The organism is Streptomyces sp. NPDC102514, from assembly GCF_055584525.1.
Genome location: NZ_JBVJLW010000001.1, coordinates 25,780 through 52,395, shown reverse-complemented (window position 1 = coordinate 52,395; position 26,616 = coordinate 25,780). Strand labels below are relative to the sequence as shown.

Below are 26,616 nucleotides of genomic sequence, written 5' to 3'. Positions count from 1 at the left end.
GGTTTTTGCCGGGGCGGCAACAAAGTCCGGCCCACTGGATGACAATGAAAATGATTGTCGATAGCGTGTGCGTCGGTCACGTCGTCCGCACCCCGACATGGGGCGCCCTCGGCGTGCCCTGAAGCTCAACCGGAGTGCGCGAAAGGGGAGTTGTGGCTCATCTGTTGGTGGTCGAAAGCTGGGTCGGGTCGATGAGCAGACTGCTGCCACGGGCGATCCGGGAGGGTGGGCACGAGTTCACCTTCCTCACCCGGGACCTGCACCACTATCTGCGCTCCGCCCCGGAGGGCACGGCCCATCCCCTGCTCGCGGCCCGCAACGTCACGACCGCCGAGACGAACGACATCGACACCCTGCTCCCGCACGTGGAGCGGCTGCACGAGGCCCTCGGCTTCGACGGAGTGGTCACCTCCTGCGACTACTACCTGCCCACCGTGGCGCGGATCGCCGCACGGCTGGGACTTCCCGGGCCGACGCCCGAAGCCGTGGAGAACGCGTGCCGCAAGGACACCACCCGTCGCTTCCTCGCCGAGGCAGGTGTCCCCGGGCCCCGGTTCGCCGTCTGTGCCGACCGGGCCGCCGCCGAGCAGGCCGCCCGGGAGCTGGGCTTTCCGCTGGTGGTCAAGCCCGTCGACCTCTGCGCGGGCATGTTCGTACGGCGCGTGGACGACGAGCGCGAGCTGACCGAGGCCTGCCGGGCGATCGCGGACTTCCCGTTGAACGCCCGCGGTCAGCTGCGAGCACCCGTCCTGCTCCTCGAAGAACTCCTCGACGGGCCCGAAGTCAGCGTGGAGACCGTGTCGTTCGCCGGTTCGACCCATGTGGTGGGGGTGACCGACAAGAGCCTGGGCGGGGCGCCCGCCTTCATCGAGACCGGGCACATGTTCCCCGCCGCCCTCGCCCCGGCCGATGCCGAAGCCGCTCAGGACACCGCCGTCCAGGCGATCAAGGCGCTCGGGCTGGACTCCGTCGTGGCCCACACCGAGATCAGGCTGACCGCTGCCGGGCCCCGCGTCGTCGAGGTCAACCCGCGCCCGGCCGGCAACCGCATCACCGAACTGATCCGTCATGTCACCGGCCTCGATCTGGCCGCCGCCTGCGTCGACGTGGCTCTCGACCGCACCCCCGACCTGCGGCCCCGTGCCACCGGGCTGCGCAGCGCGGCCGTGGGCTTCCTCGTACCGGACACCGAGGGGACGCTGGAGGCGATCGCCGGGGCCGAGCAAGTGCGTTCGGCAGAGGGCGTGTTGGAGGTTCAGCTCGCCGAGCCGGGGCGGACGGTGAGGACCGCGGGCAGCAACAACGAATACCTCGGCCATGTGATGGCGGGCGACGCCGAAGGGCTCGGAGCGCGGGCCCGGGTCGAGTCACTGCTGTCCGAGCTGCGACCGCGGGTGGCCACCCGATGAGGACACCTGCATCAACACCTGCATCAACACCCACATCCACACCCGCACCCGTCTCGTACGACGATCTCGTGCGGCGGGTTCTCGCCGGTGAGCTGGGTCCGGACCCCCAAGACCTGCGTGTCGCCGTGGCGTTCACCACCAGCCAGGCCGTACGGCACAACGGGCGCCGCGGCGGCTATCGCAACGAGGTGCTCAGTCTGCGTCTCGGCCGGGCGGTCGGCTCCTGCGCGGTCGAGCCCGGAGCACTGCCGCACGGCGCGGTGGAGGACTGCGCCGGAGCCGACATCGCACGGCTGCTGGAGCATCCGCTCCCGTCGGTCCGCGTGGCGGCGATGGACGCCTATCTGATGCATGTGCGCCCCCACGCCCCGGAGTACGGGGCACTCCCCTGTCCCCTGCCCGCCGGGAGTTCCCTGGAGAAGTCCCGGGCGCGGGCACGGGCCGTCGTCGAACTGCTGGACGTCGGGCCCAGACAGACCGTGCTCGTCGTCGGCGTCGTCAACTCTCTGTTGGAGGCGCTTCGTTCGCGCGGCGTCTCGTACATACCGTGTGACCTCAAGGGCGGTACGACGGAGTGGGGCGAGCCGGCCGCCACCGACCTGCACGCCGAACTCGGCAGCTGTGACGCGGTGCTGGCCTCCGGCATGACCCTCGGCAACGGGTCCTTCGAGCCGCTGCGAACCCATGTCCTGGGCAGCGGCCAGCAGTTGGTGATGTTCGCGCAGACCGGCAGTGCCGTACTGCCGTGGTTCCTCGGTGCCGGGGTGAGCGCGGTGTGCGCGGAGCCGTACCCCTTCTTCTGGCTGGACGGCGGTCCCGGTGTCATCCACCGCTACCGCAGTGCGGAGGGCGCGCTGTGACCACGGCCGCGCTGCGTCCCCTCGCCGCCAACCCCGATCTGCTCGCCCTGCTCGGCCGCACACCGCTGGCCAGGGTGACCACCGATCTGCCCTGTCCGCAGCCCGGGTTCTGGGCCAAGCTGGAGGGTCTCGCCGCAGGTGGCATGAAGGCCCGTGCGGCGGTGTCCATGCTGCTCGGGGCACGTGAGCGGGGTGAACTGCGCCCCGGCGCGCCGGTGGTGGAGTCCACCTCCGGGACGCTCGGCATCGGGCTCGCCTTCGCCGGGCAGGCCCTGGGGCACCCCATCGTGCTCGTCGGCGACACCGAACTCGAACCGTCCATGCGGCAGTTGCTGCGCGCGTACGGCGCCCGTCTCGAACTCGTCGACCGCCCCGCCGGGGTGGGCGGCTGGCAGGCGGCCCGGCTGGCACGGCTGCGCGAGCTGCTCGGGACGCTGCCGGACGCGTACTGGCCCGATCAGTACAACAACCCCGACAACATCGCCGGCTACGCCTCGCTCGCCGCCGAACTCGCCTCCCAGCTCGACCATGTGGATGTCCTGGTGTGCAGTGTCGGCACGGGCGGTCACAGTGCCGGGATCGCGGGGCCGCTGCGCAGGCACTGGCCTGGGCTGCGGCTGATCGGCGTGGACGCCACCGGCTCCACCATCTTCGGCCAGCCCGCCAGACCGCGGCTGATGCGCGGCCTGGGCAGCAGCATCCATCCGCGCAACGTGGCCTACGAGGCCTTCGACGAGGTGCACTGGGTGGGCCCGGCCGAGGCCGCGGACGCCTGCCGACGGCTCGCCCGCGGCAGTTTCGTCAGCGGCGGCTGGAGCACCGGAGCGGTCGCACTGGTCTCCGCGTGGGCGGCCCGGGTCCATCCCGGCGCCGTGGTCGCCACCGTCTTCCCCGACGGCCCGCACCGCTATCTCGGTTCGGTCTACGACGACGACTTCGCGGCGGCCCACGGCCTCGACCCCGCTGCCGCGGCCACCCGCCCCGTCGAGATCCCGCACGCACGCGCCGTCGAGGCCACCGGCTGGGTCCGCTGCACCACGGTGACCGACCCGCTGCTCACCACCCTGGAAGGGAGCCCGTGAAGGCCACCCTGCGCACCGTACGGCTCACGCTCGCCGAGCCGCTGCGCATATCCCGTTCCGTGACGACCGCCCGCGACGCCGTCTGGCTCACCATCGAGCACGACGGCCTGCACGGCCACGGCGAGGCCGTCACCAGCGTCTACTACGGCCTCGACACCGACACACTGCAACAGCGCTTGTACGTGTCCGGCCGCGACCTGGGCCGCTTCCCCGACCCGGAGAGTGCGTTGCGCGCGTGGTCGGCGCGTTCGGAACACGGTGGGCAGCCGGACGACCGGCCGCCCGCGGTCACCGCCGCCGTGGAGGCCGCGCTTCTCGACCTGTGCGGCAAGCGGTCGGGCACCCCCGTGTTCCGGCTGCTCGGAGCCGAAAGCGCTCGGAACACTCCGAGCGCCCCCACCGCGCCCACCGCCCGCACCATCGGCATCGTCCCGCCCGCGCACGCCGCCGCGCAGGCGCGCACGCTCGCCGCCGCCGGATTCGCCCTCCTCAAGGTGAAGGCCGGCGCCCCGGACCCCGAGGACGACCTCGACCGCGTACGCGCCGTACGGTCCGCCGCGCCCGGCGCCCGGCTCCTGCTCGACCCCAACGGGGCCTGGACCGCCGAGCAGTCCCGCCATCTCCTGCCCCGGTACGCCGAGTTGGGCGTCGAGGCCGTCGAGCAACCCATCGCTCCCGGTGATCCCGAAGCGCTGGCGCGGCTCGCCGAGCGTTCACCGCTGCCCCTGATCGCCGACGAGGACGCCGTCGGACTCGAAGACGTACGCCGTCTGGCGGGCCGGGTGCACGGGGTGAACGTCAAGCTCGCCAAATGCGGTGGCCCCCGGGCCGCGCTGCGCATGGCCGAGCTGATCGCCGGGAGCGGCACCGAGCTGATGCTCGGCTGTCTCACCGCCAGCACGCTCGGCCTGGCACCCGCCGTGCACCTCGCAGACCGTGCCCGCTGGGCCGACCTCGACGGGCATCTGCTGCTCGCCGACGACCCGTGGACCGGGATCGGCGGCGCCGACGGCGTCGTACGGGCCAGCGAGCTGCCCGGACTCGGCGTACGGGAGAGGAACGCTCCCCACAGAGACCTGGACGAGAGGGACGCGGACGGAAGAGGCGTGGCCGCGGCAGGCGTGCGGGAGCGGGCGGCGGACGAGGCGCGTGGGACAGGCGGTCGGCCGTGAAGACGCTGTACGAGATACGCGGCTTCTCGCCCGCCATCCGGCTCCTCCTCGTCAACCAGTTCGGTGTCAACACCGGCTTCTACCTGCTCATCCCCTATCTGGCCACGCATCTGGGCGAGGACCTGGGCATGTCGGCGGCCGTCGTCGGGATCGTGCTCGGAGTGCGCAACCTCAGCCAGCAGGGGCTGTTCCTGATCGGTGGTTCGGCCGCGGACCGGCTCGGGGCACGCGGGGTGATCATCGCCGGCTGCGGGGTGCGTACCGCGGGCTTCGCGCTGTTCGCGCTCGGCGACGGGCTCGCGGTGCTGCTGGCCGCGTCCGTGCTGAGCGGGCTCGCCGGGGCGCTGTTCAACCCGGCCGTGCGGACCTATCTCGCGCAGGAGGCGGGCGAGCGCAAGGCCGAGGCATTCGCGCTGTTCAACGTGTTCGCGACCACCGGGGCGCTCGTCGGACCGCTGCTCGGCAGTGTGCTGCTGCTGGTCGACTTCCGGGCGTCCGCGCTCACCGCCGCCGGGATCTTCGCGGTACTCACGGTGGCGCAGGCACTGGTGCTGCCCGCGCGGCCGGTGCCGCCCAGTGCCGTCGGTGTGCTCGAGGACTGGCGCGAGGTGGTCGGCAACCGCGCCTTCCTCGCCTTCTCGCTGGCCATGGTCGGCATGTTCACCCTGGAGAACCAGCTGTATCTGCTGCTGCCCGACGGGGCCCGCCGGGCCACGGGCTGGGACGGCGCGGCCGGACTGGTCTTCCTCGTGGGCACGCTCGCCAATCTCACCCTGCAACTGCGGCTCACCCGGGCGCTGAAGCCGTACGGCAGACGGGCGATCGGCGCCGGACTCGCCCTGATGGGACTGGCCTTCCTGCCGCCGATGCTGGTGTCGGGAGCCGGCTCCCCCGAGCTGTGGCACGCCGTTCCCGTGCTCGTGGGCGTCCTGCTTCTCTATGTGGGTGTCATGGTCGCGCAGCCCTTCGTGATGGAGCTGATCCCCGGTTTCGGGCGGCCGGAGCTGACCGGCACGTACTTCGGCATCTTCTACATGGTGTCGGGGATCGCCGCGGCCGTCGGCAACACGGCCGTGGGCTGGGCCATGGACGCCGGTGACCGGCAGGACGCGGCCTGGCTGCCGTGGGCCTGCTGTCTGGTGTTCGGGCTGGCGTCGGCGGCCGGATTCACCTGGCTGCGCCGCCTCGGGGCCCTGCCCGTGCGTCCCGCCTCTGCCGTGGAGGCGACGGTATGACGAGCGGCAACCTGCTGACCGACAACCCGGAGCTGTACGAGGCCAGGTTCCCCGATCCCGAACGGCTGGCCGGGCGATGGGCGGAGGACTGTCTGCGCCGGTACGAGGCCGGGCCGAGAGTCCTGGACCTGGGATGCGGCACCGGACGGGACGCGGCCCAACTGCACAGCGTGGGAAGGTCTGTTGTCGGTGCCGATCTCTCCGAGGCGATGCTGGCGTACGCCCGCGACCGGCACCCCGGCCCGCGGTACGTACACGCCGATCTACGGGACTTCTCCCTCGGGCCCGAGGTGTTCGACGCGGCGGTGTGCCTGGACAGCGCGCTGCTGTACTGCCACACCAACGACGACCTCGACGGCTTCCTCGCCTCCTGCCGCCGGAGTCTGGCCCCCGGCGGGCTCCTCGTCGCGGAGATGCGCAACGGCGCGTACTTCCTCGGCCGCAACGACCTGCTGGACACGCCCAGAGTCAACTCCCTGACCTGGCAGGGCGTTTCCTACCGCTCGACGACCACCCTGCGCATCGACCGCACCGCGCAACTCCTGCGCCGTACCCGCGTCTGGACCACCGGCGACGGCTCGGCCCCCGTCGAACAGCGCTCGGCCTGGCGGCTGCTCCTCCCGCAGGAACTGCGCCACTTCCTGACCGCGCACGGCTTCACCGTGCTGGAGCTGCACGACGGCCCGGGGCCCCGTACCGAACCGCTCTGGCAGCAGGGCGACTTGCCCGGCTCGGCGGCCGACGCCGACCGGCTGCATGTGGTGGCACGCCTGGCCGGCTGACCGCGCCGCACACACCTCACGCACCTCACGCACTTCACGTACCTCATACAGCAAGGACTTCCCCATGCAGGACTACCCCGGCCTCCGTCGCAGAGGCTTTCTCACGGCGGCCTCCGGTCTCGGCGCCCTCGCGCTCGTCGGCTGTGGCGGCTCGGACGACTCCGGCGACCAGAGCGGCGGAGGCGGTGCAGGCGACGGGAAGCCCCGGCACGGCGGACGGCTGCGGGCCGCCTTCGCGGGCGGCGGTGCGAGCGAGACGCTCGATCCGCATCTGGCCAACCTCTTCGCCGACGTGGCCCGCGCCAAGGCACTCTTCGACAAGCTGGCCGACTACGGCGACGACCTCTCCGCCCAGCCGCGCCTGGCGTCCGGCTGGGAGCCGAACGCGGGGCTCGACCGCTGGAAGGTCACTCTGCGCAAGGCCGACTTCCACGACGGGAAGCCCCTCACCGCCGAGGACGTCCTGTTCAGCTACCGCCGGATCGCCGACCCCGAGAAGGCGTTCCGCGCCAAGGCGTCCCTCGAACCCATCGATCTCAAAGCGAGCCGGGCCGTCGACGAACGGACCGTGGAGTTCGTACTCAAGCGGCCGACCGCCGAATTCCCCAATGTGCTGGCCGCGTTCGGCGCGTACATCGTGCCCGACGGGTCCTCGGCGGCCGACTTCGACAAGAAGCCGGTCGGCTCGGGACCGTTCCGCTTCGTGTCGTTCGCGCCCGGCCGCTCGGCGGTCTTCCGGCGCAACGACGACCACTGGGACGGCGCCCCGCACCTCGACGAGGTGGAGTTCGTCGTCGCCAACGAGGAGTCCGCGCGGGTCAACGCCCTGCTCGGCGGGCAGGTCGAGTACGCCCATGAGTTGAACCCGACGACCGCCCGCGCCCACGAGGGCAAGGGCCGGATCGAGATCGTGCGGCTGCGGAACAGCGCCATGCAGGCCTTCGCCATGAAGACCGACCGGGCACCCTTCGACGACAGACGGGTCCGCGAGGCGTTCTTCCTCATCGCCGACCGCCAGGAACTCATCGACGGGGCACTGTCCGGGGCGGGCGTGGTCGGCAACGACCTCTTCGGCAAGGGGTACGAGTACTACGCCGACGGACTGCCCCAGCGCGAGCAGGACCTCGACCGGGCCCGCTCCCTCCTGAAGCAGGCGGGCGCCGAGAAACTGAAGGTCACCCTGGACACGTCGGCGGTCGCGGCCGGGTTCACCGAGGCGGCCAGCATCTTCCGCGACCAGGCCGCGAAGGCCGGCGTCACCGTCGAGGTCAAGATGGGCAGCAAGGACTCGTACTGGGCCGACATCCTCGACTCCGGCACCCTGTGCTGCTACCGCTCCGGAGCCATGCCCATCGAGGCGCACATCTCGCAGCGGCTCCTCACCGACTCCACCACCAACGCCACCAAGTGGCACCACAAGGACTTCGACGCGCTCTACCAGCAGGCGCAGGCCACGAAGGACGCCAAGGAGCGCGCCGCCGTGTTCGGCCGGATGCAGCGCAGGCTGTACGCCGAGGGCGGCTTCCTGGTGTGGGGGTTCGCCGACTGGATCATCGGAACAGCGCGCACGGTCAAGGGAGTTGACCGCAAGGCGCCCGCCAACACGCTCGACTGGGCGCGGTTCGACAAGGTCTGGCTGGCGTGAGCGGACTCGGTTCCTGGGCCGCCCGGCGGCTGCTGCTCGGCGGCGTGCAGACCGTCGCCGTGGTGCTGCTGGTCTTCGCGCTCACCGAGGCGCTGCCGGGCGACGCGGCGGTGGCCCTCGCCGGGGACCAGCCCGACCCGGCGCGGATCACCGCCATCCGCGAGGCGATGGACCTGGACCGGCCCGCGTACGAACGGCTCGCCGACTGGGCGGCCGGGCTCCTGCACGCCGACTTCGGCACCTCCCTGGCCTCCGGGCGGCCCGTCACCTCGTACCTCTCCGGTGCCTTCGGGCCGACGCTGCTGCTCGCCGCGCTGACCGTGGTGCTGCTGGTGCCGGTCGGGGTGGGGCTCGGGGTGCTGGCCGCACGGTTCGAGGGTCGGTTCGTGGACCGGCTGGTCAGTGCGGTGACGCTGGGGGTGTACGCGGTGCCGGAGTTCGCGTTCGGGGTGCTGCTCGTGACGGTGTTCGCGCTGCGGCTCGACTGGCTGCCGCCGACGGCGGTCGGCTACGGCACGGACCTGCTCGCGCATCCGGCCGCCCTGGTCCTGCCGGTGCTCGTCCTCCTCTCCCGTCCGGTGTGCTCATTGTCCCGGCTGGTACGCGCCGGAATGATCGACGCGCTCGCCTCGCCGTACGTCGCGCATGCCCGGCGGTACGGGATTCCGGGCGCCCGGGTCCGGTACGCGCACGCCCTGCCGAACGCGGTCGCACCGGCCGCTCAGCAACTCGCCCGCACCGTCGACTGGTTGCTGTGCGGGGTGATCGTCGTGGAGGCCCTGTTCGTGATCCCCGGCCTGGGAACCGTGCTGATGAACGCCGTGGCCGAGCGGGATGTGCCCGTGGTGCAGGGGCTCGCGGTGGTCTTCGGGGTGATCACGGTGGTGCTGAACCTGGGGGCCGATCTGGCCGCCCACCGGTTCGCGCCGAGGGCGGAGGTGGCCGCGTGAGAACACTTGGCCGCGTGCAAGTACTCAGGAGCAAGCTGCCGTTCGGGCGCTTCGTGCTCGGGGCCGTCCTGGTGGGTGTGCCGCTCGCGCTCGCTCTGCTCGGGCCGCTGACCGTGGGCGGTCCCGGGCCACGGGCCGCCTCGTTCACGCTCGGCGACGGGCACTGGCTGGGCACCGACTTCGTGGGGCGTGACGTGTGGCGGCAGGTGCTGCTCGGCGGCCGGCCCGTGGTGGTCGTCGCGCTCACGGCGACGGCGCTGGCGTATCTGGTGGCGCTGCCGCTCGGGCTGATCAGCGCGCTGACCCACCGAACCTGGCTGGAGGAGACACTGATGCGGCCGTTGGACGTGCTGCTCGCCGTACCGTCCCTGCTGATGATCCTGCTGGTGGCGTCCGTGTTCTCGCCCGGGGCCACCGGGCTCGCGCTGCTGGTGGCGCTCGTGAACATCCCGGACGCCGCGCGTATCGTCCGGACCGCCGCGGCCGACGTGGCCTCACGGCCGGCGGTGGAGGCGCTGCGGATGCAGGGCGAGTCGTGGTGGCGTATCGCCGTGGGTCATGTCGGCCGGTCGATCCTGCGCCCGCTCGCCGCCGACGCGGGGGTACGGCTGACGGGTGTCCTGTATCTGGTGGCCACGGCCGCGTTCCTGGGCATCGGGGTGGCACCGGACGCGGCCGACTGGGCGGTGATGGTGGACCGCAACCGTACGGGGCTGTTCGTGCAGCCCTGGGCCGTGGTCGTCCCGGCACTGCTGATCGTGGCCCTGACCATGGGCTGCAATCTGCTCTGCGACGCGGCACTCAGGGGCGCGGCGCCCCGGGACTCGGCACTCAGGAAGGGGCCGCGTTCATGAACGGGCCGAGCGGTTCGGGAGGGCCGAGCGAGCCCTTGGTGGTGGCCGAGATCGAGGGGCTGACCGTGCAGGTCGGTGGCAGGCGCATCGTCGACGGTGTGAGCCTGCGGGTGCTGCCGGGGAAGGTGATCGCGCTGGTCGGGGCCTCCGGCAGCGGGAAGACGACCACGGGTCGGGCGCTGCTGGGCGAGTTCCCGCAGGGAGCGCGCGTCGAGGGTTCCGTACGGGTGGCGGAGGCGTTGGTCGGTCACGTCCCGCAGCATCCGGCGACGGTGCTCAATCCCGCGCGGCGGGTGGGGGCGCTGCTGCACGACATCGCGCGGGCTCAGGTGCGCGAGTTGCCTCGTCGTGAGCGGCGCGCGGCGGCACGGAAACGAGTCCTCGATGCCCTGAAATCGGCCCAACTGGCCGACGGTGAAGCCTTGTTGCGGCGCTTCCCGCATCAGCTCTCGGGCGGTCAGCAGCAGCGGCTCGTACTCGCCCAGGCGTTGCTGCTCGGCGCCCGGGTCGTCGTGGCGGACGAGCCCACCACCGGCCAGGACACGCTCACCAGACGCCGGGTCGTGGACGAACTGGCGGCGGTCGCCGCGCGCGGGATCGGGGTGGTCCTGCTCAGCCACGACCTGGAGACGGTACGCGCGCTCGCCGACGAGGTGCTGGTGATGCGGGACGGCAGGGTCGTGGAGTCGGGCCCGACGGAACAGGTGTGGCTGACTCCCACCCATCCCTGGACACGACAACTCCTGTCCGTCCGAGAGCCGTTGACAGAGGCCACCCGGCATGGCCCACGCCCGGAGGCCGTCCTGCGGGTCCAGGGCCTCCGGGCCCGCCACCGGCCCGGAGTCGAGGTCCTGCGCGTCCCGGAACTCGCCGTGCACCCCGGCGAATGCCTCGCCGTGCTCGGCCGTTCGGGCAGCGGCAAGACGACCCTCGCCCGCTGTCTTGCCGGACTCCATCGCACGTACGAGGGAGAGGTGCTGCTCGACGGGGTCGCGCTCCCGCGCAGTCTGCGGGACCGGGGGCGGGACCGGCTGGCGGCGGTGCAGTACGTCTTCCAGGACGCGCGCGCCTCCTTCGACGAACACCGGCCGGTCCTGGACCAGGTGGCCCGGACAGCGGTGAGACTGCGGGGTGTGGCTGCCGCGGAGGCGCGGACCGAAGCGTCGGCGACTCTCGACAGCCTCGGTCTGAGCGATGAGTTGGCGGCCCGCCTGCCCGCCCGGCTGTCCGGGGGCGAGCTTCAGCGGGCCGCGCTCGCCAGGGCGCTGCTCGCACGGCCCCGGGTCCTGGTGTGCGACGAGATCACCTCCGGGCTCGACACGGTCACCCGCCGGGGCCTCCTCGACCTGCTCGCCGGGCTGCTCCGCGACCGCGACGACCTCTCCCTCGTCCTCATCACCCATGACCTCGACACGGCCCGGCTCGCCACGAGGATCGCGGTGCTGGACGGCGGAGACGTGGTCGAGCAGGGACCGGCGCGGGACGTCCTCACGGCGCCCGCGCATCCGTTCACCGTGTCGCTGGTCGAGTCGTCGGCGGAGCCGGCGGTGAAGTCGTCGGTGCGGTCGGCGGGGCAGGTCTGAGCGTGGTGCCGGGCCGGGCGACCGGCCTCGTTCAGATCCAGCCCTGCTGCCAGGCGTGGTGGGCGGCGGCGTGCCGGGTCGGTGTGCCCAGCTTGGACATGGCGGCGGAGAGGTAGTTGCGGACCGTGCCGGGGGCCAGATGGACCGCGGCGGCGATCTCGACGACCGAGGCGCCGGTGCGGGCGGCGCGCAGGACCTCCAGTTCGCGGTCGGTGAGGGGGCAGTCGTCCTCGGTCAGCGCGGAGGCGGCGATGTCCGGATCGACGTATCGGCGGCCCGCCGCGATGTCGCGGATGATCCCGGCGAGGACGGCCGCCGAGGTGGTCTTGGGGACGAATCCGCGGACCCCTGCGGTCAGGGCGCGGCGCAGTACGGCGGGGCGGGCGTGCCGGGTGACCAGGACGATCTGGGTGGGCAGTGCGGCCCTGATCTCCTCGGCGGCCCGCAGTCCGTCGGTGGGCGGCATCTCCAGGTCGAGGACGGCGATGTCGGGGCGGTGCTCCCGGGCCAGCCGCACCGCGTCGGTGGTGGTGGCGGCCTCGGCGACCACGGTGAGGTCGTGTTCCAGTCCGAGCAGGGCCACCAGGGCGCTTCTGAGGAGGTCCTCGTCGTCGGCGATCAGCAGGCGGATCAACGCGCCGCTCCCTTCCCGGGATTGACCGGGTCGGCCGCGGTGGTCGCGGTGGTTCCGGGACCGGCCGGGCCGGCCTCCGTGGCCGGACCCGTCGGCAGCAGGGCGGTGACCGCGAAGTGTTCGCCGTCGCGCTGCCAGGTCAACTTGCCTTCGGCCACCCGCAGTCGCTCGCCGAGCGAGTGCAGTCCGGTGCCCTGGCCCGTGTGCCGGGCGGTGTCCAGGGGTTCGTCGGCGCCGTCGTTGCTCACCCGCAGACGGGCGAGGCCGCCGGTGACCCGGTAGTCGACCTCCGCGTGCCGGGCCCGGCTGTGGCGGAGCACGTTGGTGGTGGCCTCCCGCATGACCAGGCCGAGCAGGTGGCGGGCCGTCTCGGGGAGTCCGTCGGCGGCCGTCGCGGGTTCGAGGCTCGTGCGCGCGTCGATGCCCGCGGCGGCCAGCACCCGGGTCGCGTTGGTGATCTCGTCGTCCAGGGTCGTCCGCCGGTAGCCCTGCACGACGGCCCGCGTGTCGCTCAGCGCGTCGGCGGCCAGCTGCCGCACCTCACGCATCTCGGCGGCGGCGCGCTCCGGGTCGGCGGCCACGAGCCGGGCCGCCAACTCGCTCTTGAGAGCGATGACTTGGAGGTGATGCCCCTGGATGTCGTGCAGGTCGGCGGCGAACCTGAGCCGCTCGTCCTTCACCGCCAGTTCCGCCTCCAGCCGACGCGCCTCGTCGAGCCGCCGTGCGGTGTCCCAGGCCCACAGGGGACCGAGCACGACCCAGACGGTGAACGCGACCAGCCCGGCCGGGAAGAGCGCGGCGTGCGCCGGATCGCCGTCGCCGGTGGCCAGACTGACGACACCGCCGGGCAAAAGCGCGAAGAGCACGGAAGCGATGATCAGCGGCCGTCTGGCCCCCGGTGCGAGGTAGGTCGCGACGATCGCCACCACCGTGGCGGGCGCCACCGCCCACAGCCCGTAGTTGCGCACGGCGAGCGCGCACACGGCCAGTACGGTCCCGGCGGCGCACGCGGTGATCAGCCAGCCCACGGGCGGTCGCGCCGCGGGGCTCGCACCCGCCCTGGGCAGGAGGGCCAGCCGCCGGGTGAGGAGCACCGCGCTCGCCACGACCTCGACCGCCAGCGCGACGGCGGCCGGGCCCCGGGCCCAGCGGGAGACGTCCTCGTCGAGGACCCACTCCCCCACGAAGAGCAGCTGAACGCCGACGGCCATGCCCGGCACGGTCCCCCACGTATGACGCCGGAGCCCGGTCAGCCCCGTACCGTGAGCGTTCTCCCCGTCCCGCATCCGGCCATTGTCGCCGACGCCGGGCCGTCAGGCGGAGTGTCGTCAGGGCCCGTCGCGACACGGCAGCCGGCAAGGCATCGACGTGGTGGCGACCCGTCGAGCTCTTCGAGCGCCGCCGGCCGATGCTCCTGGCGGTGGCGCTCACTCAGCGGAAGTCCACCTCCACCGGGGCTGCCACCACCCTCATACGGGGCACGCGTGCGACGAGGGCCAGAAGGTCCTTGCGCGCGGTGCCGACGGGCACGCCGAAGCCGCCCAGCCAGTCCTCCGGCCGGGCGGCGTCGGTGTCGAGTGTGAGGGTGTAGCGGTAGCGGCCGGGGTGCCGGGGGATGAAGTGCGCGAAGGCCATGAGGGGCAGGCAGCCGGGACCCGAGGTCGGGTCCCACGACTCGCCCGGCGCCAGTCTGCGCAGGTCCGCCGGGCGCAGCGGGCCGACGAGGGGGTCCTCGGCCGGTGCGGGGGACGCCACGACGGTGCCGTACTCGGCGGCACCTGCGCCCCCGCCGTCGCCCTCACCGACACCTTCTCCTTCGCCTTCACCGGCTCGCGTGACGGTCGGCCGGTAGTGCGGGAAGCGCAGGCCGTTCTCGGAGCCGTCGAGCACGCCCGCGATCCACAGGTCGTGGTCGCCGGTGTTGCGGAGCTCCACCCGCACGGTGGCCGGGCGGCCGAGGGGCTGGGGGCCGCCCGGCCCGTACAGGACGAGGTCGATCACGCGACGACCTCCTTCCCGTGCCCGTGTGTGAACCCGTTCGTGCAGTAGTTGTACCGCTCCGGGGAGCGGAAAGGGCGCTCACGGGCAGAGGGGTGTCCCGTGAGCGCCCTTCCGGGCGCGGGGCGGCCTGGGTCAGCCGCCGAACTCCTCGGTGAGCCGCGCCTTCGTGGAGTCGACCTGGTCGCGTACGGCGTCCTTGACGTACGGCTTGAACGCGGGTGTGTCGAAGTGCCGGACCAGCCGGTCGAGCGTGGTGTTGGCCTCTTCGAGGTCGCCCTGGCGGGCGTAGGCGCGGGCGAGGCGCCGTGAGGCCAGGTTGAGTGTCAGGTTGTCGACGCCCTTGCCCTGCTGGGAGACCTTCACGACCTGGGCGAGCTGTTCGATCCCGGACTTGGGATCCGGGGGCCGTACGGTCAGCTCGGTCTTGTCCGGGCTCAGGCTCTTGAACTCGTGCTCGAAGTTGAGGCCCTTGGCGAGGCGCGCATACACGGCGAAGGGATGGGTACCGTGCCGCTCGATGACCTCCTGGAGCGCGTCGTTGCCGGACTGCAGTGACGGCGAGTCGGAGCCGCGCAGGACGAGGATCTTGCCCTGGTCCTCACCCATCATCAGCTCGGCGAGCCGGAGGTCGGCCTGACTGACCGGGTGCCGTACGTCGAGCCGCAGCACCGGCGAGACGATCCGGGACCCGTCGGAGGCCAGGTAGGCGGCCCGCAGCTGGTAGGTGCCCGGCTGCTGGAAGTAGTGCCCGTCGCGGCCGTAGCCGATGTAGGCGCTGCTGTAGATCGCGGGCCGACCGGCGTCCAGGCGCACGGTCTGGTCCTGGTCGACGCAGCGGCGCAGCAGCGGCCGATAGAGCACACTACGCCCTGAGGGCTGCCGGATGGCGATGCTGACGAGTTCGTCGTCGGGGTGGAGGTGGTTGTGCGTGGCACGGCCGCGCAGGTCGGTCGTCTCCAACTTCAGCTCCACGACGACCGGTTCACCGAACGAGAGCGCGCTCTTGTCGGCGCGCAGGCCGAGGCGGAGGCCGGACTCGTCGGTGAGGGGCTCGTCGAAGAGTGCCGGTTCGATGTCGGCGGCGCCGGTGGCGAACGCGTTGGCCCCCATGACGACGTCCCGGTAGAAGCCGTGCCGCAGATGCATCTGCTCGTTGTCGGTGAACTGGAACGGGAAGGAGCCCCAGTAGGCGGCCGCTCCGCCGTTCCCGTTCAACGGCTGGTAGTTCTGCGGGTAGTTCATCCACGACAGGTCCGCGAAGCCGTTGTTGCCGCCCAGCGGGGCCGGAGGCGTGGCCAGGTTCTTCTGCCAGGAGTGCAGCAGGTTGAAGGCGTGGCCGATCTCATGGACGTACGTGCGCAGCATGGCGCGTTGCTCTTCGGGGCCCGCGCCCTTGATCAGGTCGTAGAAGACCGCGCAGCCCTGCCGCTGGAAGGAGTCGGCGGCGTCGAACATGATGCCGCGCACGCCGGTCATGCCTTCGTAGCTGCTGGCGACCAGCAGCCACAGTTTCCATTGCGGGGCGTTGCGCCAGAGACTGAAGTTGGTCTCCATGGCGGCGTGGAGTTCGGTGTTGGTCCAGCCGTTCTGGCTGTTCGCGATGACGTTCGCGGTGCCGGAGACCAGCAGTTCGATACCGGCCTCGGCGTAGGCCCGCGGCACGGTGAGGATCCGGGCGGGGCTGTTGGCGGGCTGCGGCAGCGATCCGGTGTCGTACGAGAGGAAGGGCACGGCCCCGGTGACGGAGTCCTGCTCCCACTCGACGGTACGGAAGTGCGGCGAGATGTACGGGCAGACGTAGGTGGCGCCCAACTGGTCGGGCGGGCGCAGGAATTCGACGGTCGCGGCGCCGGGCCGCTGGTTCGTCCTGCTGCGCGGGACGGTGACCCGCACGAGCGTGTACGCGGTCTGCCAGGTGTAGGTGGCGATCCCCCTGATGACGACCTGCGTCGGGGTCCAGGAGACGGTGGGCGCGTCCACGAGGAACGAGCCGAAGTACGCCTGCGTACCGCCGCCCGTGCTGGAGAAGTCGCCGCTGACCTTCCGCAGGACCTTCGGGCCGCCGGGGACGCTGTCGACGTCGACGCGCAGGGTCAGTTCGTAGCCGCCGCTGATGCCGCGGTAGCGGCCACGGGTGGGGCGCTGGGCCGGGAGGTCGGCGCCGGACTCGGCGCGCGCGGCCGGGCCGCCGACGGGCCGGCGCTGCTCCGTCGCGCGTTCCGTCCCACGTTGTGTGCCGCGTTCCGTGCCTTCCGCCGTGGTGCGTTCCGTCGTGCTCGCGTCGGTGGCGTACTCACCCCGGACGCTCTCCTGACCGCTCTCCCACTCCTCGGGGAAGGAGGTGTCGGCCAGGGGCGTCGCCGAGAAGTCGGCCGTCCCCGTTGTCGGGTCTCCACTGGCTGTTGACATGGCGACAAGCCCTCCGTTCGCTCGACGCGCCGTGCAACGGGTGGCGTCCGCGCGACGCCACCCCTGGTCCCGACCGGCCGGAAGGACTGGTGCGAGCACGTTGGCACCGCGCTTCCGCCGCGTCAACGATCCTTTCCGTTGTCCCGCAGAAATACGACGTGGCCGTCCGACGGCTGGTTCTGCAGGTGAAAGCGGTTCGTCAGGAGGTGCCTGCGCCCACACTCACGTCACGCCCGGGGCGTCCCGCGGACTCTGCTCGCAGAATGGGGACATGACTGGGGACGGGACCGCGGACATGGGGACGATGTACGCCTGGGAGGTGGCCGAGCCCGGCCCGGTGGAGAGCGGGCCGCTGCGGCTCGTCGAGAAACCGGTCCCCGTGCCGGGGCCCGACGAACTCCTCGTCCGCGTCGGCGCCTGCGGTGTGTGCCGCACGGATCTGCACGTCACCGAGGGCGATCTGCCGGTGCGCCGGGCGCGGGTGACGCCGGGTCACGAGGTCGTCGGGCGGGTGGCGGGGACGGGGGCGGAGGTCACCGGGCACAGCGTCGGCGACCGGGTCGGGGTGGCCTGGCTGCGCCGTACCGACGGCACCTGCGCGTACTGCCTGCGCGGGGCGGAGAACCTGTGCCCGGACTCCCGCTACACCTGGGACACCGACGGCGGCTACGCCCAGTACACGACCGTGCCGGCCGCCTTCGCCCACCCGCTGCCCGGCGACCTCGACGACATCGCACTGGCCCCGCTGCTGTGCGCGGGCATCATCGGACACCGCGCACTGCTCCGCGCCGCCCTGCCGCCCGGCGGGCGCCTGGGCCTGTACGGGTTCGGGGGCAGCGCCCACCTCTGCGCACAGGTGGCGCTCGCGCAGGGTGCGACCGTGCATGTGCTGACGCGGGATCCGGTTGCCCGGCGGCTGGCCCTCGACCTGGGTGCCGCGTCGGCGGCGGGGGCGTACGAGGCGCCTCCGGAGCCGCTGGACAGCGCGATCCTCTTCGCTCCGGTCGGCGATCTGGTGCCCGTGGCGCTACGCGCCCTGGACCGGGGCGGCATCCTCTCGATCGCGGGCATCCACCTCAGTGATGTGCCGTCGCTCGACTACGAACGTGAGCTGTTCTACGAGAAGGAGATCCGCAGCGTCACGTCCAACACCCGTGCGGACGCCCGCGACTTCCTGGCCCTCGCGGAGCGCCATGGGGTACGTGCCACGACGCATCCGTATCCGATGTCGCAGGCCCCGGAGGCGCTGAAGGACCTCAAGGCGGGCCGCTTCGACGGGGCGGCGGTACTGGTCGACGACGGCGGGCCCTGGCACTGACCGCGGCTCTCCTCACGAGGACGGAGTTCCCCGATGCGTATCAGCCCCTTCACCATCAACCACGCATCTCTGGTGGCGAGTTGGCCGACCACGCCGACGGAGGCGCTGATGTGGTGCGGACTGCGCGAGTTCCCGGTGCGAGGGCAGACGGTCTCGGCATGGCAGCGGGATCCCGACGTGACGGCTTACGCCCTCATGGAGGACGAACGCCCGCTCGCATACGGGGAGTTGTGGCCCGACACCGAGGAGGACGAGGTCGAACTGGCCCGGATCATCGTGGCACCCGGGGTGCGTGGGCGGGGCCTGGGCCGTCGACTGGTCCGTGGGCTGCTCGCGGAGGCACGGCTGACCGGACTCTCGGAGATCTGCATGCGGGTCCACCGCAGAACACCCCCGCCCTGCGCTGCTACCGCGGAGCGGGCTTCGACCCGGTCGACGCGGAGTCGGCCGCGTCCTGGAACACGGGCCAGCCGGTCGAGTACACCTGGTTGCGGTACGGGCACGCCTGAGCGGCGGGCGCGGGCGCGGGCCTGGGTATGACCATGGGCATGACCGTGGGCTCGTACCGGCCGACCGGTCCGCCACGTCCGACGCGCGGGTCTCACCGACGGTCGCCCCGGCAGTCCAACCGCGGCCCGACGGAACAGCCGACGCCGGGAACCGTCGCCGGAAGCGCCACGCGGACTACGCGAAAGCCCAGCGCCACGGCCCAGCGCATGAACCGGTGTCGCGGCCGCAGGCAGAGGTGGCGCGGGGGCCGACGCCGAGGCCTGTCGGGCGCCCGACGCACAGACCCGACTCGGCTGAGTCGGCCTGACGCGACCCGACACGGCGGCCGAGCGCGAGGCGCGGCGCGGAGCCTGGCGCGGGGCGAGCACCAAGCCCGGCACGAGGCGCGGCCCAGGGCCCGGCACGAATCCCGCACGCGGCGCGGCGCAGGGCTCGAAGCGTGTGGCCGCGGGCCCGTTCCTGGTGGTGTGCCGCGTCGAAATGTTGGTCCGGACGGGGGATTCCTGACGTCGTATCAGCGGTGCGGCGCGTTTCGCGTCGGCGGATGTGAAAGGGAGTCGGGTGCACAACCGATTTGTACGACAATCATTCCGCTCGGAGGACTTCGTATGCCCGCCTCACCGCTCACCCGCTCCGCCTGCGTCCACACCGGCGCCGCAGCCCTCAGCACGGTCGCCCTCGCGGGCGCCGCCCTCCTCGGGGCACCGGCCGCCCACGCCGCCCCCGGCGACAACGGCGACGTCAAGATCCACGCGGAGACGACGTCCCCCACCGATCAGCGCACGGAACCGAAGGTCTGCAAGTTCTATCTGGCAGCCTTCAACTTCGACGGCGTGCAAGGGATCACGTGGACGATCGAGCCACAGCCGGCCGCCTCGGCCAGCGCCACGCTCAACGGCACCCTGACCCTTCCGATCGGCACCGGCTACACGGACACGCTGGCGCTGCCGGACGGCCAGTACAAGCTCACCTGGAAGATCCTGGGCGGGTCGGGCGCGGGCAAGACGAAGGTGTTCAAGGTCGACTGCAAGCCGGACGCGGCGGCCAAGCCGGACGCCAAGCCGCGGACCCCCAACGGCGCCGTGCCCGCGGGCGGCGGCGGTCTCGCCGAGACGCCGACCGTGTCGGCGGTCGCCGCCGCCGGAGCGGTGGGCCTGGTCGGCGTGTCCGGCTTCGTCTACCTCCGGCAGCTGCGTCGCCGGTCCGACGGTGCCGCGTAGGCGCGCGCCCAGGCCCTGGTACCGCACGCGTGCCTACCGCCTGGCGAGAACCGCGGTTCTGGCGTTCTCGCTGGTGATGGGCGGCATCTGGTGGTCCGAGGACGACGGCCGGCCCGCTGGGCCGGTCGCCGCCCCGGCGGTGGAACCCGGGGACGCGAAGGCGTCCCCGGGTCCGCCCGCCGCCGCGGCACCGGAGCCCCGGCGCACCCCCGCTCCCGCACAACCCCCCGTCAGCCGTCCCAGTCCGCCACCCCCTCGTCCCTCGCGACCCTCGTCGCCCCCACCTCCACCGCCCCGGTCGTCCCAGCCACCCCGGGCATCCCGGCCGCCCCAACCTCCCAAGCCGCCTCAGCGGCAGCGGAACCCACAGCAATCGCAGCAGCAGCCGCGGCAGCCGCAGCCCCTCTCCCGTTCCAAGCCCACCAGCCTGCGCATCCCGGATCTCCGCCTGGAGGCCCCGCTCGTCGGGCTCGGCCTGGACCGGCGTCAGCAGCTCACCACCCCGCCGGTCGACAAGCCCAGACTGGCCGGCTGGTACGAGGGCGGGCCGTCACCGGGAGAAACGGGCACCGCCGTGGTGGTCGGCCATCTGGACACCCGTACCGGACCCGCCGTCTTCGCCGGCCTGAGCACGCTGAAACCCGGCCGACTTGTCGAGGCCGTGCGTGCCGACGGACGTACCGCCGTCTTCACGGTGGACGCCGTCCGGATGTACGAGAAGGCGCGCTTCCCCAGTCGGGAGGTCTACGGCGCACGAAAGCGTCCGGAGCTGCGACTGATCACCTGCGGAGGCGTGTACGACCGGCACTCCGGCTACAAGAGCAATGTCGTCGTCTTCGCCCATCTGACGAAAATCCTCGAACCCTCCCGCCACGCCTAGGACTTGTACCCGTGGCTTGCACCCCGTGACTTGTCCCCGTGCCACACTCCTGCGGAGCATCTGGCCAAGGCGAGGGACGGGGACTGTTCCGGTATGGGCGACAGCACGCTGTGGGTGGCCGCGCTGACGGCCGCGACCGCGGTGCTCGCGAGCTGGGTGACCAGCCGCGGCACCGCACGCGCGGCCCGCATACAGGCGGACGCGGCCGCCGCGACCGTACAGGCGGACGGCCTCAGGGCCGCCCGCCGCGCGGCGTACGTCGACCTCATCGAACAGGCCCAGCGCATGGGCGACCTGTACTGGACGGTGACCGACGCCCACGAGATCGGTGACCCCGACGAACGGCTGGCCGCCCTGCGGGAGTTGCGGATCCGCCTGCGCGGCGAGTACGCGGTGCTGCGCCAGCGGGTCTGGGTGGCGGACCTGGAGGGCCCGCCGGAGGTCGCCTCGGCCGCGGACCGGCTGCGCCGCTCCACCAGCGCCAACTACCGGGCGCTCGACGCGATGATCGCCGGTGAGGAGGACGCGGGCCGGCGGTTCAAGGACTGTTACCCCCCGTTCTGGGAGGCGGTCGTGGACTTCGTCGGCGTCGCCCGCACCGCCTTGCACGGGACCCGCGCCTAGCGACTTCCGCCAACAGACGGCAACGGGCGCCGACGAGCTCCAACAGTGGGCCGAAGCGGCGGGCCGGCCCTGTCACTGATCGCGGCGCTGCACGGAGGCCACCGCGACGACCGCCGCGGCCACGGCCCAGACCGCGTAGACGGTCCACGCCCCGCCGGCCGTCCACGGGTGCGCGACCGGCTGGTGGGCGACGGCCGTCAACCGGTTCCACGCGCCCGCCGGCAGAGCGTGGTCGACGACGGCCGCCCAGTGGCGGTCGGCACTGAAGATCAGGGGCAGCAGCAGGAGGACCACCACGTTGGCCGTCATCGTGGCCGCGCTGTGCCGAAGGACGGCGCCGAGTGCCAGGCCGACCAGCGCGGACACCGGCGCGAGGAGCGCGGACGCCACGACGAGGCGCAGGGCACCGGGGTGGCCGATCGCCACACCGGCGTCCCGGCCGGACAGGACGGCCTGGGTCAGGCCGAACGAGGCCACGGAGACGACCGCCCCGAACACCGTCGTGACGGGCGCGACCACGCACACCTTCGCCGCCATCACCGAACGGCGGGCCGGTACGGCGGCGAACGTCGTGCGGATCAGTCCGGTCCGGTACTCGCCCACGACGACCGTTGCGCCGATGGCGCTGAGGGCCAGCATGAGCAGCATGGCGGCGTCCGTGGAGAACGCGATCGACAGCGGAATCCCGTCCCGGACGAAGTCGGCCCGTGACGCCGTGTCCCGCTCCGACCAGTAGCGGTACGTGTCATAGGCCATGCCCACGTTGAAGCCGACGACGGTCAGCGCGGTGGCCACCAGCGCCCAGCCGCTGGAACGCAGCGACCACCACTTGGTCCACTCGGCGGCGACGAGATCACGGAACCGGGCGCGGGGGTCGGCGACTTGACCCCGTACGGCCGTGCCCGCGGCCGTGCTGTCGACCGCGGCCGTGTCGGTCATCGGCCCGCTCCCGCGACATGGTCGACGCTGTCCGCGGTGAGTTCCATGAAGGCCTCCTCCAGGGACGCGGACCGGGTGGCCAGCTCGTGCAGCAACACCCCATGACGCAGGGCGAGTTCACCGATCCGTTCGGCGCTCAAGCCTGTCACCGTCAGCGTGTCCGCTTCCTGCTGAAGCACCTCCGCCCCCTCTCCCGTCAGCAGGTCCGCGAGTGCCGTGAGGTCGGGGGTCCGTACCGTCACGCTCGGGCGGGTGCCGCGGGCCGCGAACGCGGCCAGACTCTCGGCGGCGATCAGCGAGCCGCGGCCGATGACGACCAGTTGGTCGGCGGTGTTCTCCATCTCCGACATGAGATGGCTGGAGACGAGCACGGTGCGGCCCTCGCCGGCCAGCCGGCGGAACAGTCCCCGCAACCACTTCACACCCTCCGGGTCGAGCCCGTTGAGGGGTTCGTCGAAGAGCAGCACCGGCGGGTCGCCGAGCAGCGCCGCCGCGATGCCGAGCCGCTGTTTCATCCCGAGGGAGAATCCGCTGATCCGGCGTCGGGACGCGCCCGCGAGGCCGACCTCCGCCAGCACCTCGTCCGCCCTGCGGCGCGGAATGCGGTTGGACCGGGCCAGTGCGTACAGGTGCGTTCGCGCGGTGCGTCCGCCGTGCACGTCGTGGGCGTCGAGCAGCGCGCCGACGTGACGCAGTCCGCGCGGCCGGTCCCGGAAGCGGCGGCCGTCGACGGTGACGGAGCCGCCGGTGGGGTCGTTCAGGCCGAGGACGATCCGCAGCGTGGTGCTCTTGCCGGCGCCGTTCGGGCCGAGGAACCCGGTGACGTGTCCGGGCCGCACGGTGAAACTCAGACCGTCGACGGCGGTGGTGCCGCCGTACCGCTTCGTCAGTTCGTTGACTTCGATCATGTGCCCAACGGTGGCCGGTGGCACGGTGGTCGGGCATCCGGCCCGCGCCGACAATCGGGCGGGCCGGTGTCGGCCGGGGATGTACGCCCACGGTCGGATGCCCCGCCGGGACCGGGTGGCTACGATCGGCGCATGCCCGCCACGCCCCGTCCCCCGCTGCCCGTACCGGCTGGTGCGCGGTGACCGTCCGCGTCGTACTCGCCGACGACCAGCCCCTCATCCGTACCGCACTGCGCATGGTGATCGCCGACGAGTCCGGTCTGGAGGTCGTCGGGGAGGCCGGAACCGGCGCCGAGGCGGTGGCGCTCGCCGAGAAGGAGCGCCCGGACGTCGTGGTGATGGACATCCGGATGCCCGGCATGGACGGCATCGAGGCCACCCGGCTGATCACGCGCGGCTCCAGCGGCGCCCAGGACACCCACGTCACCCATGTCATCGTCCTCACCACCTTCGATGACGACGACTGCCTCCACGGGGCGCTCAGGGCGGGCGCGGCCGGTTTCCTCGTCAAGGACATGGCGCTGGAGGACATCCTCGACGCGATCCGGGTCGTCGCCACCGGGGACGGACTGCTCGCACCGAGTGTCACCCGCCGTCTGATCAGGGACTTCGCCGACCGCCCGGTGTCCCCGCCTCGGAACGCGGCCCCCTCCGCACGCACGGTCGGCCGCATCACCGGCCGGGAGCGCGAGGTCCTCGCGCTCGTCGGCGGCGGGCTGTCGAACACCGAGATCGCCGAGCGGCTCTCCATCAGCGTCGCCACCGCCAAGACCTATGTGTCCCGGCTGCTCACCAAGCTGGACGCCCGGGACCGGGTCCGGCTCGTGATCATCGCGTACGAGTCGGGGCTGGTGGCGTCGGGCCGCTGAGGGACCTCAGCCAGTCGGTCAGGAGGCGGTTGACCTCGTCCGGGCGCTCCTGCTGCACCCAGTGGCCGGCCCCCTCGACGAGGTGCGAGGAGACCAGGCCGGGGAGCGTGCCGGGGAACGCCTTGATCGCGTCGGCCAACCAGGCGATGGACGCGTCGAGTTCACCCGCGACGAAGAGCGACGGCTGGGTGAGGGGGGCGCCGTCGAAGTCGGCGAGATCCTCCCAGTCGCGGTCCATGTTGCGGTAGCGGTTCAGTGCTCCCGTGAGGCCGGTCCGCTCGAACTCGGCCGCGCAGTAGTCGAGTTCCTCGTCCGTGAGCCAGGACGGGCGGTCCTTCACGAACCGGTCCGAGAGCCTGCCGCCCTTCGGGACGAAGAACACCGCGCCCGATCCCGTGCCCTCTCCCGACGCGGGCATCGTGTCGCCGGCCAGCGTCGCGTAGAAGCCGGCGAGCCATCCCCGTACGTTCGGCTCGATCTCCGCCTCCGCGCGGCCCGGCTCCTGGAAGTGGCTGACGTAGAACTCCTCGTCCCCGCCGATCATGGCGAAGGCGTCGGTCGGCCGCAGCCCGCCCCGGGGCGCGTACGGCACCCCGAGCAGGCCGACGGCGGTGAAGACGTCGGGCCTGAGCAGGGCGGAGTCGGCGGCGATGGTCGAGCCCCAGTCGTGGCCGACGATCACCGCGGTCTCCTCGCCGAGCGCGCGGACGACCGCCACGTTGTCCTCGACATGGGCCCCGATCCGGTACGCCTCCACGTCGTCGGGCGCCGAGGAACGCCCGTAGCCGCGTACGTCGATGGCGACCGCCCGGTAGCCCGCCGCGGCGAGCGCGGGGAGCTGGTGGCGCCACGAGTGCCACAGCTCGGGGAAGCCGTGGATCAGCAGGACCAGCGGGCCGGTGCCCTGCTCGACGAGGTGGATCCGGCCACCGGGGACGTCCACCGTCCGATGCGTGGCGCCCGCCGGGGTGAACGGGCTGGCTTCCTGCGACATACGTCCTCCTGGCTTCGACTGTCCCGACCGCCGAGCTGCCGAACCGCTCAGCGCTCTGCTGCCGATCATGCGGGTGCCTCCGCCGAGCGGCGAGGGACCTTGCCGTTCCGGCAAAACGTGTCGCGCGGCCCGGTCCTGACGACCGGCGGGTTCACGCCGTCTCCGAACGGCCGGGCGGGTCGGTGAACCGGACCGCGCGGCGGCACGTACTGAAGTGAGGGCGTTCACCTCGCGGGTTCGCCCGCAACAGAAGTGACGCTGTGTCAGGACAGTCGCACGGGAGCCGTGAATGAGGCATGCACGACGTAATGTTCAGCGAATCGCACGGTTCGCCGCCATCGGCGGGCTGGCCTGCGGAGGGCTGATGGTCACGCAGGCCATGGCGAGCGAGACCTCGTCGGACGGCACGAAGGCTCCCAACGCAGAGACCCGGGCCGCCCGCACGGGACAGGAACTGGTCTCCGAACTGGGCACCTCGCGTACGGCGGGCAGCTGGATCGACGCCAAAGGGCGCCCGGTCGTCGCGGTGACCGACGAGAAGGCCGCGGCCGAGGTGCGCGAGGGCGGCGCCGTGGCCAAGGTCGTCCGCTACACCATGCGGGACCTGAAGTCCGCCACCGAGGCGCTGAAGGACGCACCCAAGGTGGCCGGCACCTCCTGGGCGATGGACTACGCGACCAATCAGGTGGTGGTCCGCGCCGACACCACCGTCTCCAAGGCCGCGTGGGCCCGGCTGACCGCGGTCGCCGAGGGCATCGGCGCCTCCGTGCGCATGGAGCGGACCGAGGGCACGTTCACCCCGCGGCTGAACGGCGCCGACGCGCTCTTCGCGGGCTCGGGACGCTGTTCGGCGGGCTTCAACGTGACCAACGGCCAGAACAACTTCATCCTCACGGCCGGCCACTGCGGGCCCGTGGGGACCGCGTGGTTCTCCGACCAGCAGGGGGCCAAGCCGGTCGGCTCCACCGTCTCCGGCTCGTTCCCCGGCGGTGACTTCTCGCTCGTGCAGTACAACTCCGGCACGGCCCTCAGCGGCGCCGACGTCGTGACGGTCGGCAACGGCCAGGGCGTACGGATCATCGGAGCGGCCGATCCGGCCGTCGGCCAGAAGGTCTTCCGCAGCGGCAGCACCACGGGGCTCCAGTCCGGCCAGGTGACCGGCCTGAACGCGACGGTGAACTACCCGCAGGGCACGGTCACCGGGCTCATCGAGACCACGGTGTGCGCCGAACCGGGCGACAGCGGCGGCCCCATGTTCGCCGACGGACTGGCCATGGGTGTCACCTCGGGCGGCAGCGGGGACTGCCAGGCCGGCGGTACGACGTTCTTCCAGCCGGTGACCAAGGCGCTGACCTCGCTCGGTGTGAAGCTGACGATCGATCCCGCGGCGGCCGGTCGGGCGCCGTCCTCGGCCGGCGCCGACGGCGGCACGGGCAACGACGCGGGCGCGGCGGTACCGCCCGGCACCGCCTCGACCGCTCCCGGCGCGGCCCTGCCCGGGGCCATGGGACCGGCGGACACGGTTCCCCAGGGGCAGACCGACAACGCCTCCTCGGCACTGGAGCGGCTCGGGGAGTACCGGAACCTCGGCCCGGGGCTGTTCGTCATCGCGGGGAGTCTGCTGGCGCTGGTGGCCCTGCGGATCCGTTCGGAGCGGGGCCGCAAGCGCTACCGCAACCAGTACTCGCAGAGCTGGGGCTGACACCTGCCCGGCGGGCCGCGGGCTGGCACCTGCCCG

General features: G+C 72.4%; 24 protein-coding genes. 17 read left to right on the top strand and 7 right to left on the bottom strand.

Annotated elements, in window-relative coordinates:
* Positions 1–152: 152 nt before the first annotated feature.
* The 10 genes from ACZ60E_RS00260 (at position 153) to ACZ60E_RS00215 (ending at position 11,572) form a co-directional block, all read left to right on the top strand.
* Positions 153–1,409, top strand: coding sequence for an ATP-grasp domain-containing protein (locus ACZ60E_RS00260; RefSeq protein WP_469436433.1), 1,257 nt, complete (start codon positions 153–155; stop codon positions 1,407–1,409).
* On the top strand, positions 1,406–2,269 hold the full coding sequence (locus ACZ60E_RS00255; RefSeq protein ID WP_469436431.1) for a Rossmann-like domain-containing protein: 864 nt from the start codon (positions 1,406–1,408) through the stop codon (positions 2,267–2,269). Before ACZ60E_RS00260 ends, ACZ60E_RS00255 begins: the two co-directional genes overlap by 4 nt.
* Positions 2,266–3,351 (top strand): PLP-dependent cysteine synthase family protein, encoded by a 1,086-nt coding sequence (locus ACZ60E_RS00250; protein ID WP_469436429.1) that lies wholly within the window; start codon positions 2,266–2,268, stop codon positions 3,349–3,351. Before ACZ60E_RS00255 ends, ACZ60E_RS00250 begins: the two co-directional genes overlap by 4 nt.
* Positions 3,348–4,523, top strand: a complete 1,176-nt coding sequence (locus ACZ60E_RS00245; protein ID WP_469436426.1) for a dipeptide epimerase — start codon at positions 3,348–3,350, stop codon at positions 4,521–4,523. Before ACZ60E_RS00250 ends, ACZ60E_RS00245 begins: the two co-directional genes overlap by 4 nt.
* Positions 4,520–5,758: an MFS transporter gene (locus ACZ60E_RS00240; RefSeq protein ID WP_469436423.1), complete on the top strand. Its 1,239-nt coding sequence runs from the start codon at positions 4,520–4,522 to the stop codon at positions 5,756–5,758. Before ACZ60E_RS00245 ends, ACZ60E_RS00240 begins: the two co-directional genes overlap by 4 nt.
* Positions 5,755–6,540, top strand: a complete 786-nt coding sequence (locus ACZ60E_RS00235; protein WP_469436420.1) for a class I SAM-dependent DNA methyltransferase — start codon at positions 5,755–5,757, stop codon at positions 6,538–6,540. Before ACZ60E_RS00240 ends, ACZ60E_RS00235 begins: the two co-directional genes overlap by 4 nt.
* A 64-nt stretch (positions 6,541–6,604) precedes the next feature.
* Positions 6,605–8,185 (top strand): ABC transporter substrate-binding protein, encoded by a 1,581-nt coding sequence (locus tag ACZ60E_RS00230; protein WP_469436416.1) that lies wholly within the window; start codon positions 6,605–6,607, stop codon positions 8,183–8,185.
* Positions 8,182–9,135: an ABC transporter permease gene (locus ACZ60E_RS00225; RefSeq protein WP_469436413.1), complete on the top strand. Its 954-nt coding sequence runs from the start codon at positions 8,182–8,184 to the stop codon at positions 9,133–9,135. The genes ACZ60E_RS00230 and ACZ60E_RS00225 overlap by 4 nt, the downstream gene beginning before the upstream one ends.
* A gap of 14 nt (positions 9,136–9,149) precedes the next feature.
* Positions 9,150–9,989 carry an ABC transporter permease gene (locus ACZ60E_RS00220; RefSeq protein WP_469436410.1) on the top strand — a complete coding sequence of 280 codons (840 nt, stop codon included), beginning with the start codon at positions 9,150–9,152 and terminating at the stop codon, positions 9,987–9,989.
* Positions 9,986–11,572 (top strand): ABC transporter ATP-binding protein, encoded by a 1,587-nt coding sequence (locus ACZ60E_RS00215; RefSeq protein ID WP_469436409.1) that lies wholly within the window; start codon positions 9,986–9,988, stop codon positions 11,570–11,572. Before ACZ60E_RS00220 ends, ACZ60E_RS00215 begins: the two co-directional genes overlap by 4 nt.
* Before the next feature lie 31 nt (positions 11,573–11,603).
* On the opposite strand, the gene ACZ60E_RS00210 is transcribed toward ACZ60E_RS00215, so the two are convergent.
* From ACZ60E_RS00210 to ACZ60E_RS00195, 4 genes are all read right to left on the bottom strand, one after another.
* Positions 11,604–12,206 (bottom strand): response regulator transcription factor, encoded by a 603-nt coding sequence (locus tag ACZ60E_RS00210; protein WP_384809874.1) that lies wholly within the window; start codon positions 12,204–12,206, stop codon positions 11,604–11,606.
* Complete coding sequence (locus tag ACZ60E_RS00205) at positions 12,203–13,417, bottom strand: sensor histidine kinase (RefSeq protein WP_469436406.1); 1,215 nt, start codon at positions 13,415–13,417, stop codon at positions 12,203–12,205. The genes ACZ60E_RS00210 and ACZ60E_RS00205 overlap by 4 nt, the downstream gene beginning before the upstream one ends.
* A 220-nt stretch (positions 13,418–13,637) precedes the next feature.
* Positions 13,638–14,207 carry a hypothetical protein gene (locus tag ACZ60E_RS00200; protein WP_469436404.1) on the bottom strand — a complete coding sequence of 190 codons (570 nt, stop codon included), beginning with the start codon at positions 14,205–14,207 and terminating at the stop codon, positions 13,638–13,640.
* Between the two features lie 132 nt (positions 14,208–14,339).
* Entirely contained in the window at positions 14,340–16,616 is a 2,277-nt protein-coding gene (locus tag ACZ60E_RS00195; protein WP_469436402.1) for a tetratricopeptide repeat protein, read from the bottom strand.
* Between the two features lie 304 nt (positions 16,617–16,920).
* Between ACZ60E_RS00195 and ACZ60E_RS00190 the strand changes: the two genes are divergently transcribed.
* From ACZ60E_RS00190 to ACZ60E_RS00170, 5 genes are all read left to right on the top strand, one after another.
* Positions 16,921–17,934 (top strand): zinc-binding alcohol dehydrogenase family protein, encoded by a 1,014-nt coding sequence (locus ACZ60E_RS00190; protein ID WP_469438271.1) that lies wholly within the window; start codon positions 16,921–16,923, stop codon positions 17,932–17,934.
* A gap of 33 nt (positions 17,935–17,967) precedes the next feature.
* Positions 17,968–18,474 carry a GNAT family N-acetyltransferase gene (locus tag ACZ60E_RS00185; protein ID WP_469436400.1) on the top strand — a complete coding sequence of 169 codons (507 nt, stop codon included), beginning with the start codon at positions 17,968–17,970 and terminating at the stop codon, positions 18,472–18,474.
* Between the two features lie 578 nt (positions 18,475–19,052).
* Positions 19,053–19,664, top strand: a complete 612-nt coding sequence (locus ACZ60E_RS00180) for a hypothetical protein (protein ID WP_469436397.1) — start codon at positions 19,053–19,055, stop codon at positions 19,662–19,664.
* Positions 19,654–20,544: a class F sortase gene (locus tag ACZ60E_RS00175; RefSeq protein ID WP_469436395.1), complete on the top strand. Its 891-nt coding sequence runs from the start codon at positions 19,654–19,656 to the stop codon at positions 20,542–20,544. The genes ACZ60E_RS00180 and ACZ60E_RS00175 overlap by 11 nt, the downstream gene beginning before the upstream one ends.
* A 93-nt stretch (positions 20,545–20,637) precedes the next feature.
* Positions 20,638–21,168 (top strand): hypothetical protein, encoded by a 531-nt coding sequence (locus ACZ60E_RS00170; protein WP_384809864.1) that lies wholly within the window; start codon positions 20,638–20,640, stop codon positions 21,166–21,168.
* A 72-nt stretch (positions 21,169–21,240) separates the two neighbouring features.
* On the opposite strand, the gene ACZ60E_RS00165 is transcribed toward ACZ60E_RS00170, so the two are convergent.
* Complete coding sequence (locus ACZ60E_RS00165; protein ID WP_469436391.1) at positions 21,241–22,107, bottom strand: ABC transporter permease; 867 nt, start codon at positions 22,105–22,107, stop codon at positions 21,241–21,243.
* A complete protein-coding gene (locus tag ACZ60E_RS00160; protein WP_469436387.1) occupies positions 22,104–23,015 on the bottom strand; it encodes an ATP-binding cassette domain-containing protein in 912 nt (303 codons plus the stop codon). The genes ACZ60E_RS00165 and ACZ60E_RS00160 overlap by 4 nt, the downstream gene beginning before the upstream one ends.
* A 179-nt stretch (positions 23,016–23,194) precedes the next feature.
* Between ACZ60E_RS00160 and ACZ60E_RS00155 the strand changes: the two genes are divergently transcribed.
* Complete coding sequence (locus ACZ60E_RS00155) at positions 23,195–23,884, top strand: response regulator (RefSeq protein ID WP_469436384.1); 690 nt, start codon at positions 23,195–23,197, stop codon at positions 23,882–23,884.
* Here the strand turns inward: ACZ60E_RS00155 and ACZ60E_RS00150 are convergent.
* Positions 23,844–24,878 carry an alpha/beta fold hydrolase gene (locus ACZ60E_RS00150; protein ID WP_469436380.1) on the bottom strand — a complete coding sequence of 345 codons (1,035 nt, stop codon included), beginning with the start codon at positions 24,876–24,878 and terminating at the stop codon, positions 23,844–23,846. The two genes, ACZ60E_RS00155 and ACZ60E_RS00150, sit on opposite strands and share 41 nt — an antisense overlap.
* Before the next feature lie 289 nt (positions 24,879–25,167).
* Here ACZ60E_RS00150 and ACZ60E_RS00145 point away from each other — a divergent pair, with 289 nt between their 5' ends.
* Entirely contained in the window at positions 25,168–26,580 is a 1,413-nt protein-coding gene (locus tag ACZ60E_RS00145) for a S1 family peptidase (protein ID WP_469436378.1), read from the top strand.
* Positions 26,581–26,616 lie beyond the last annotated feature (36 nt).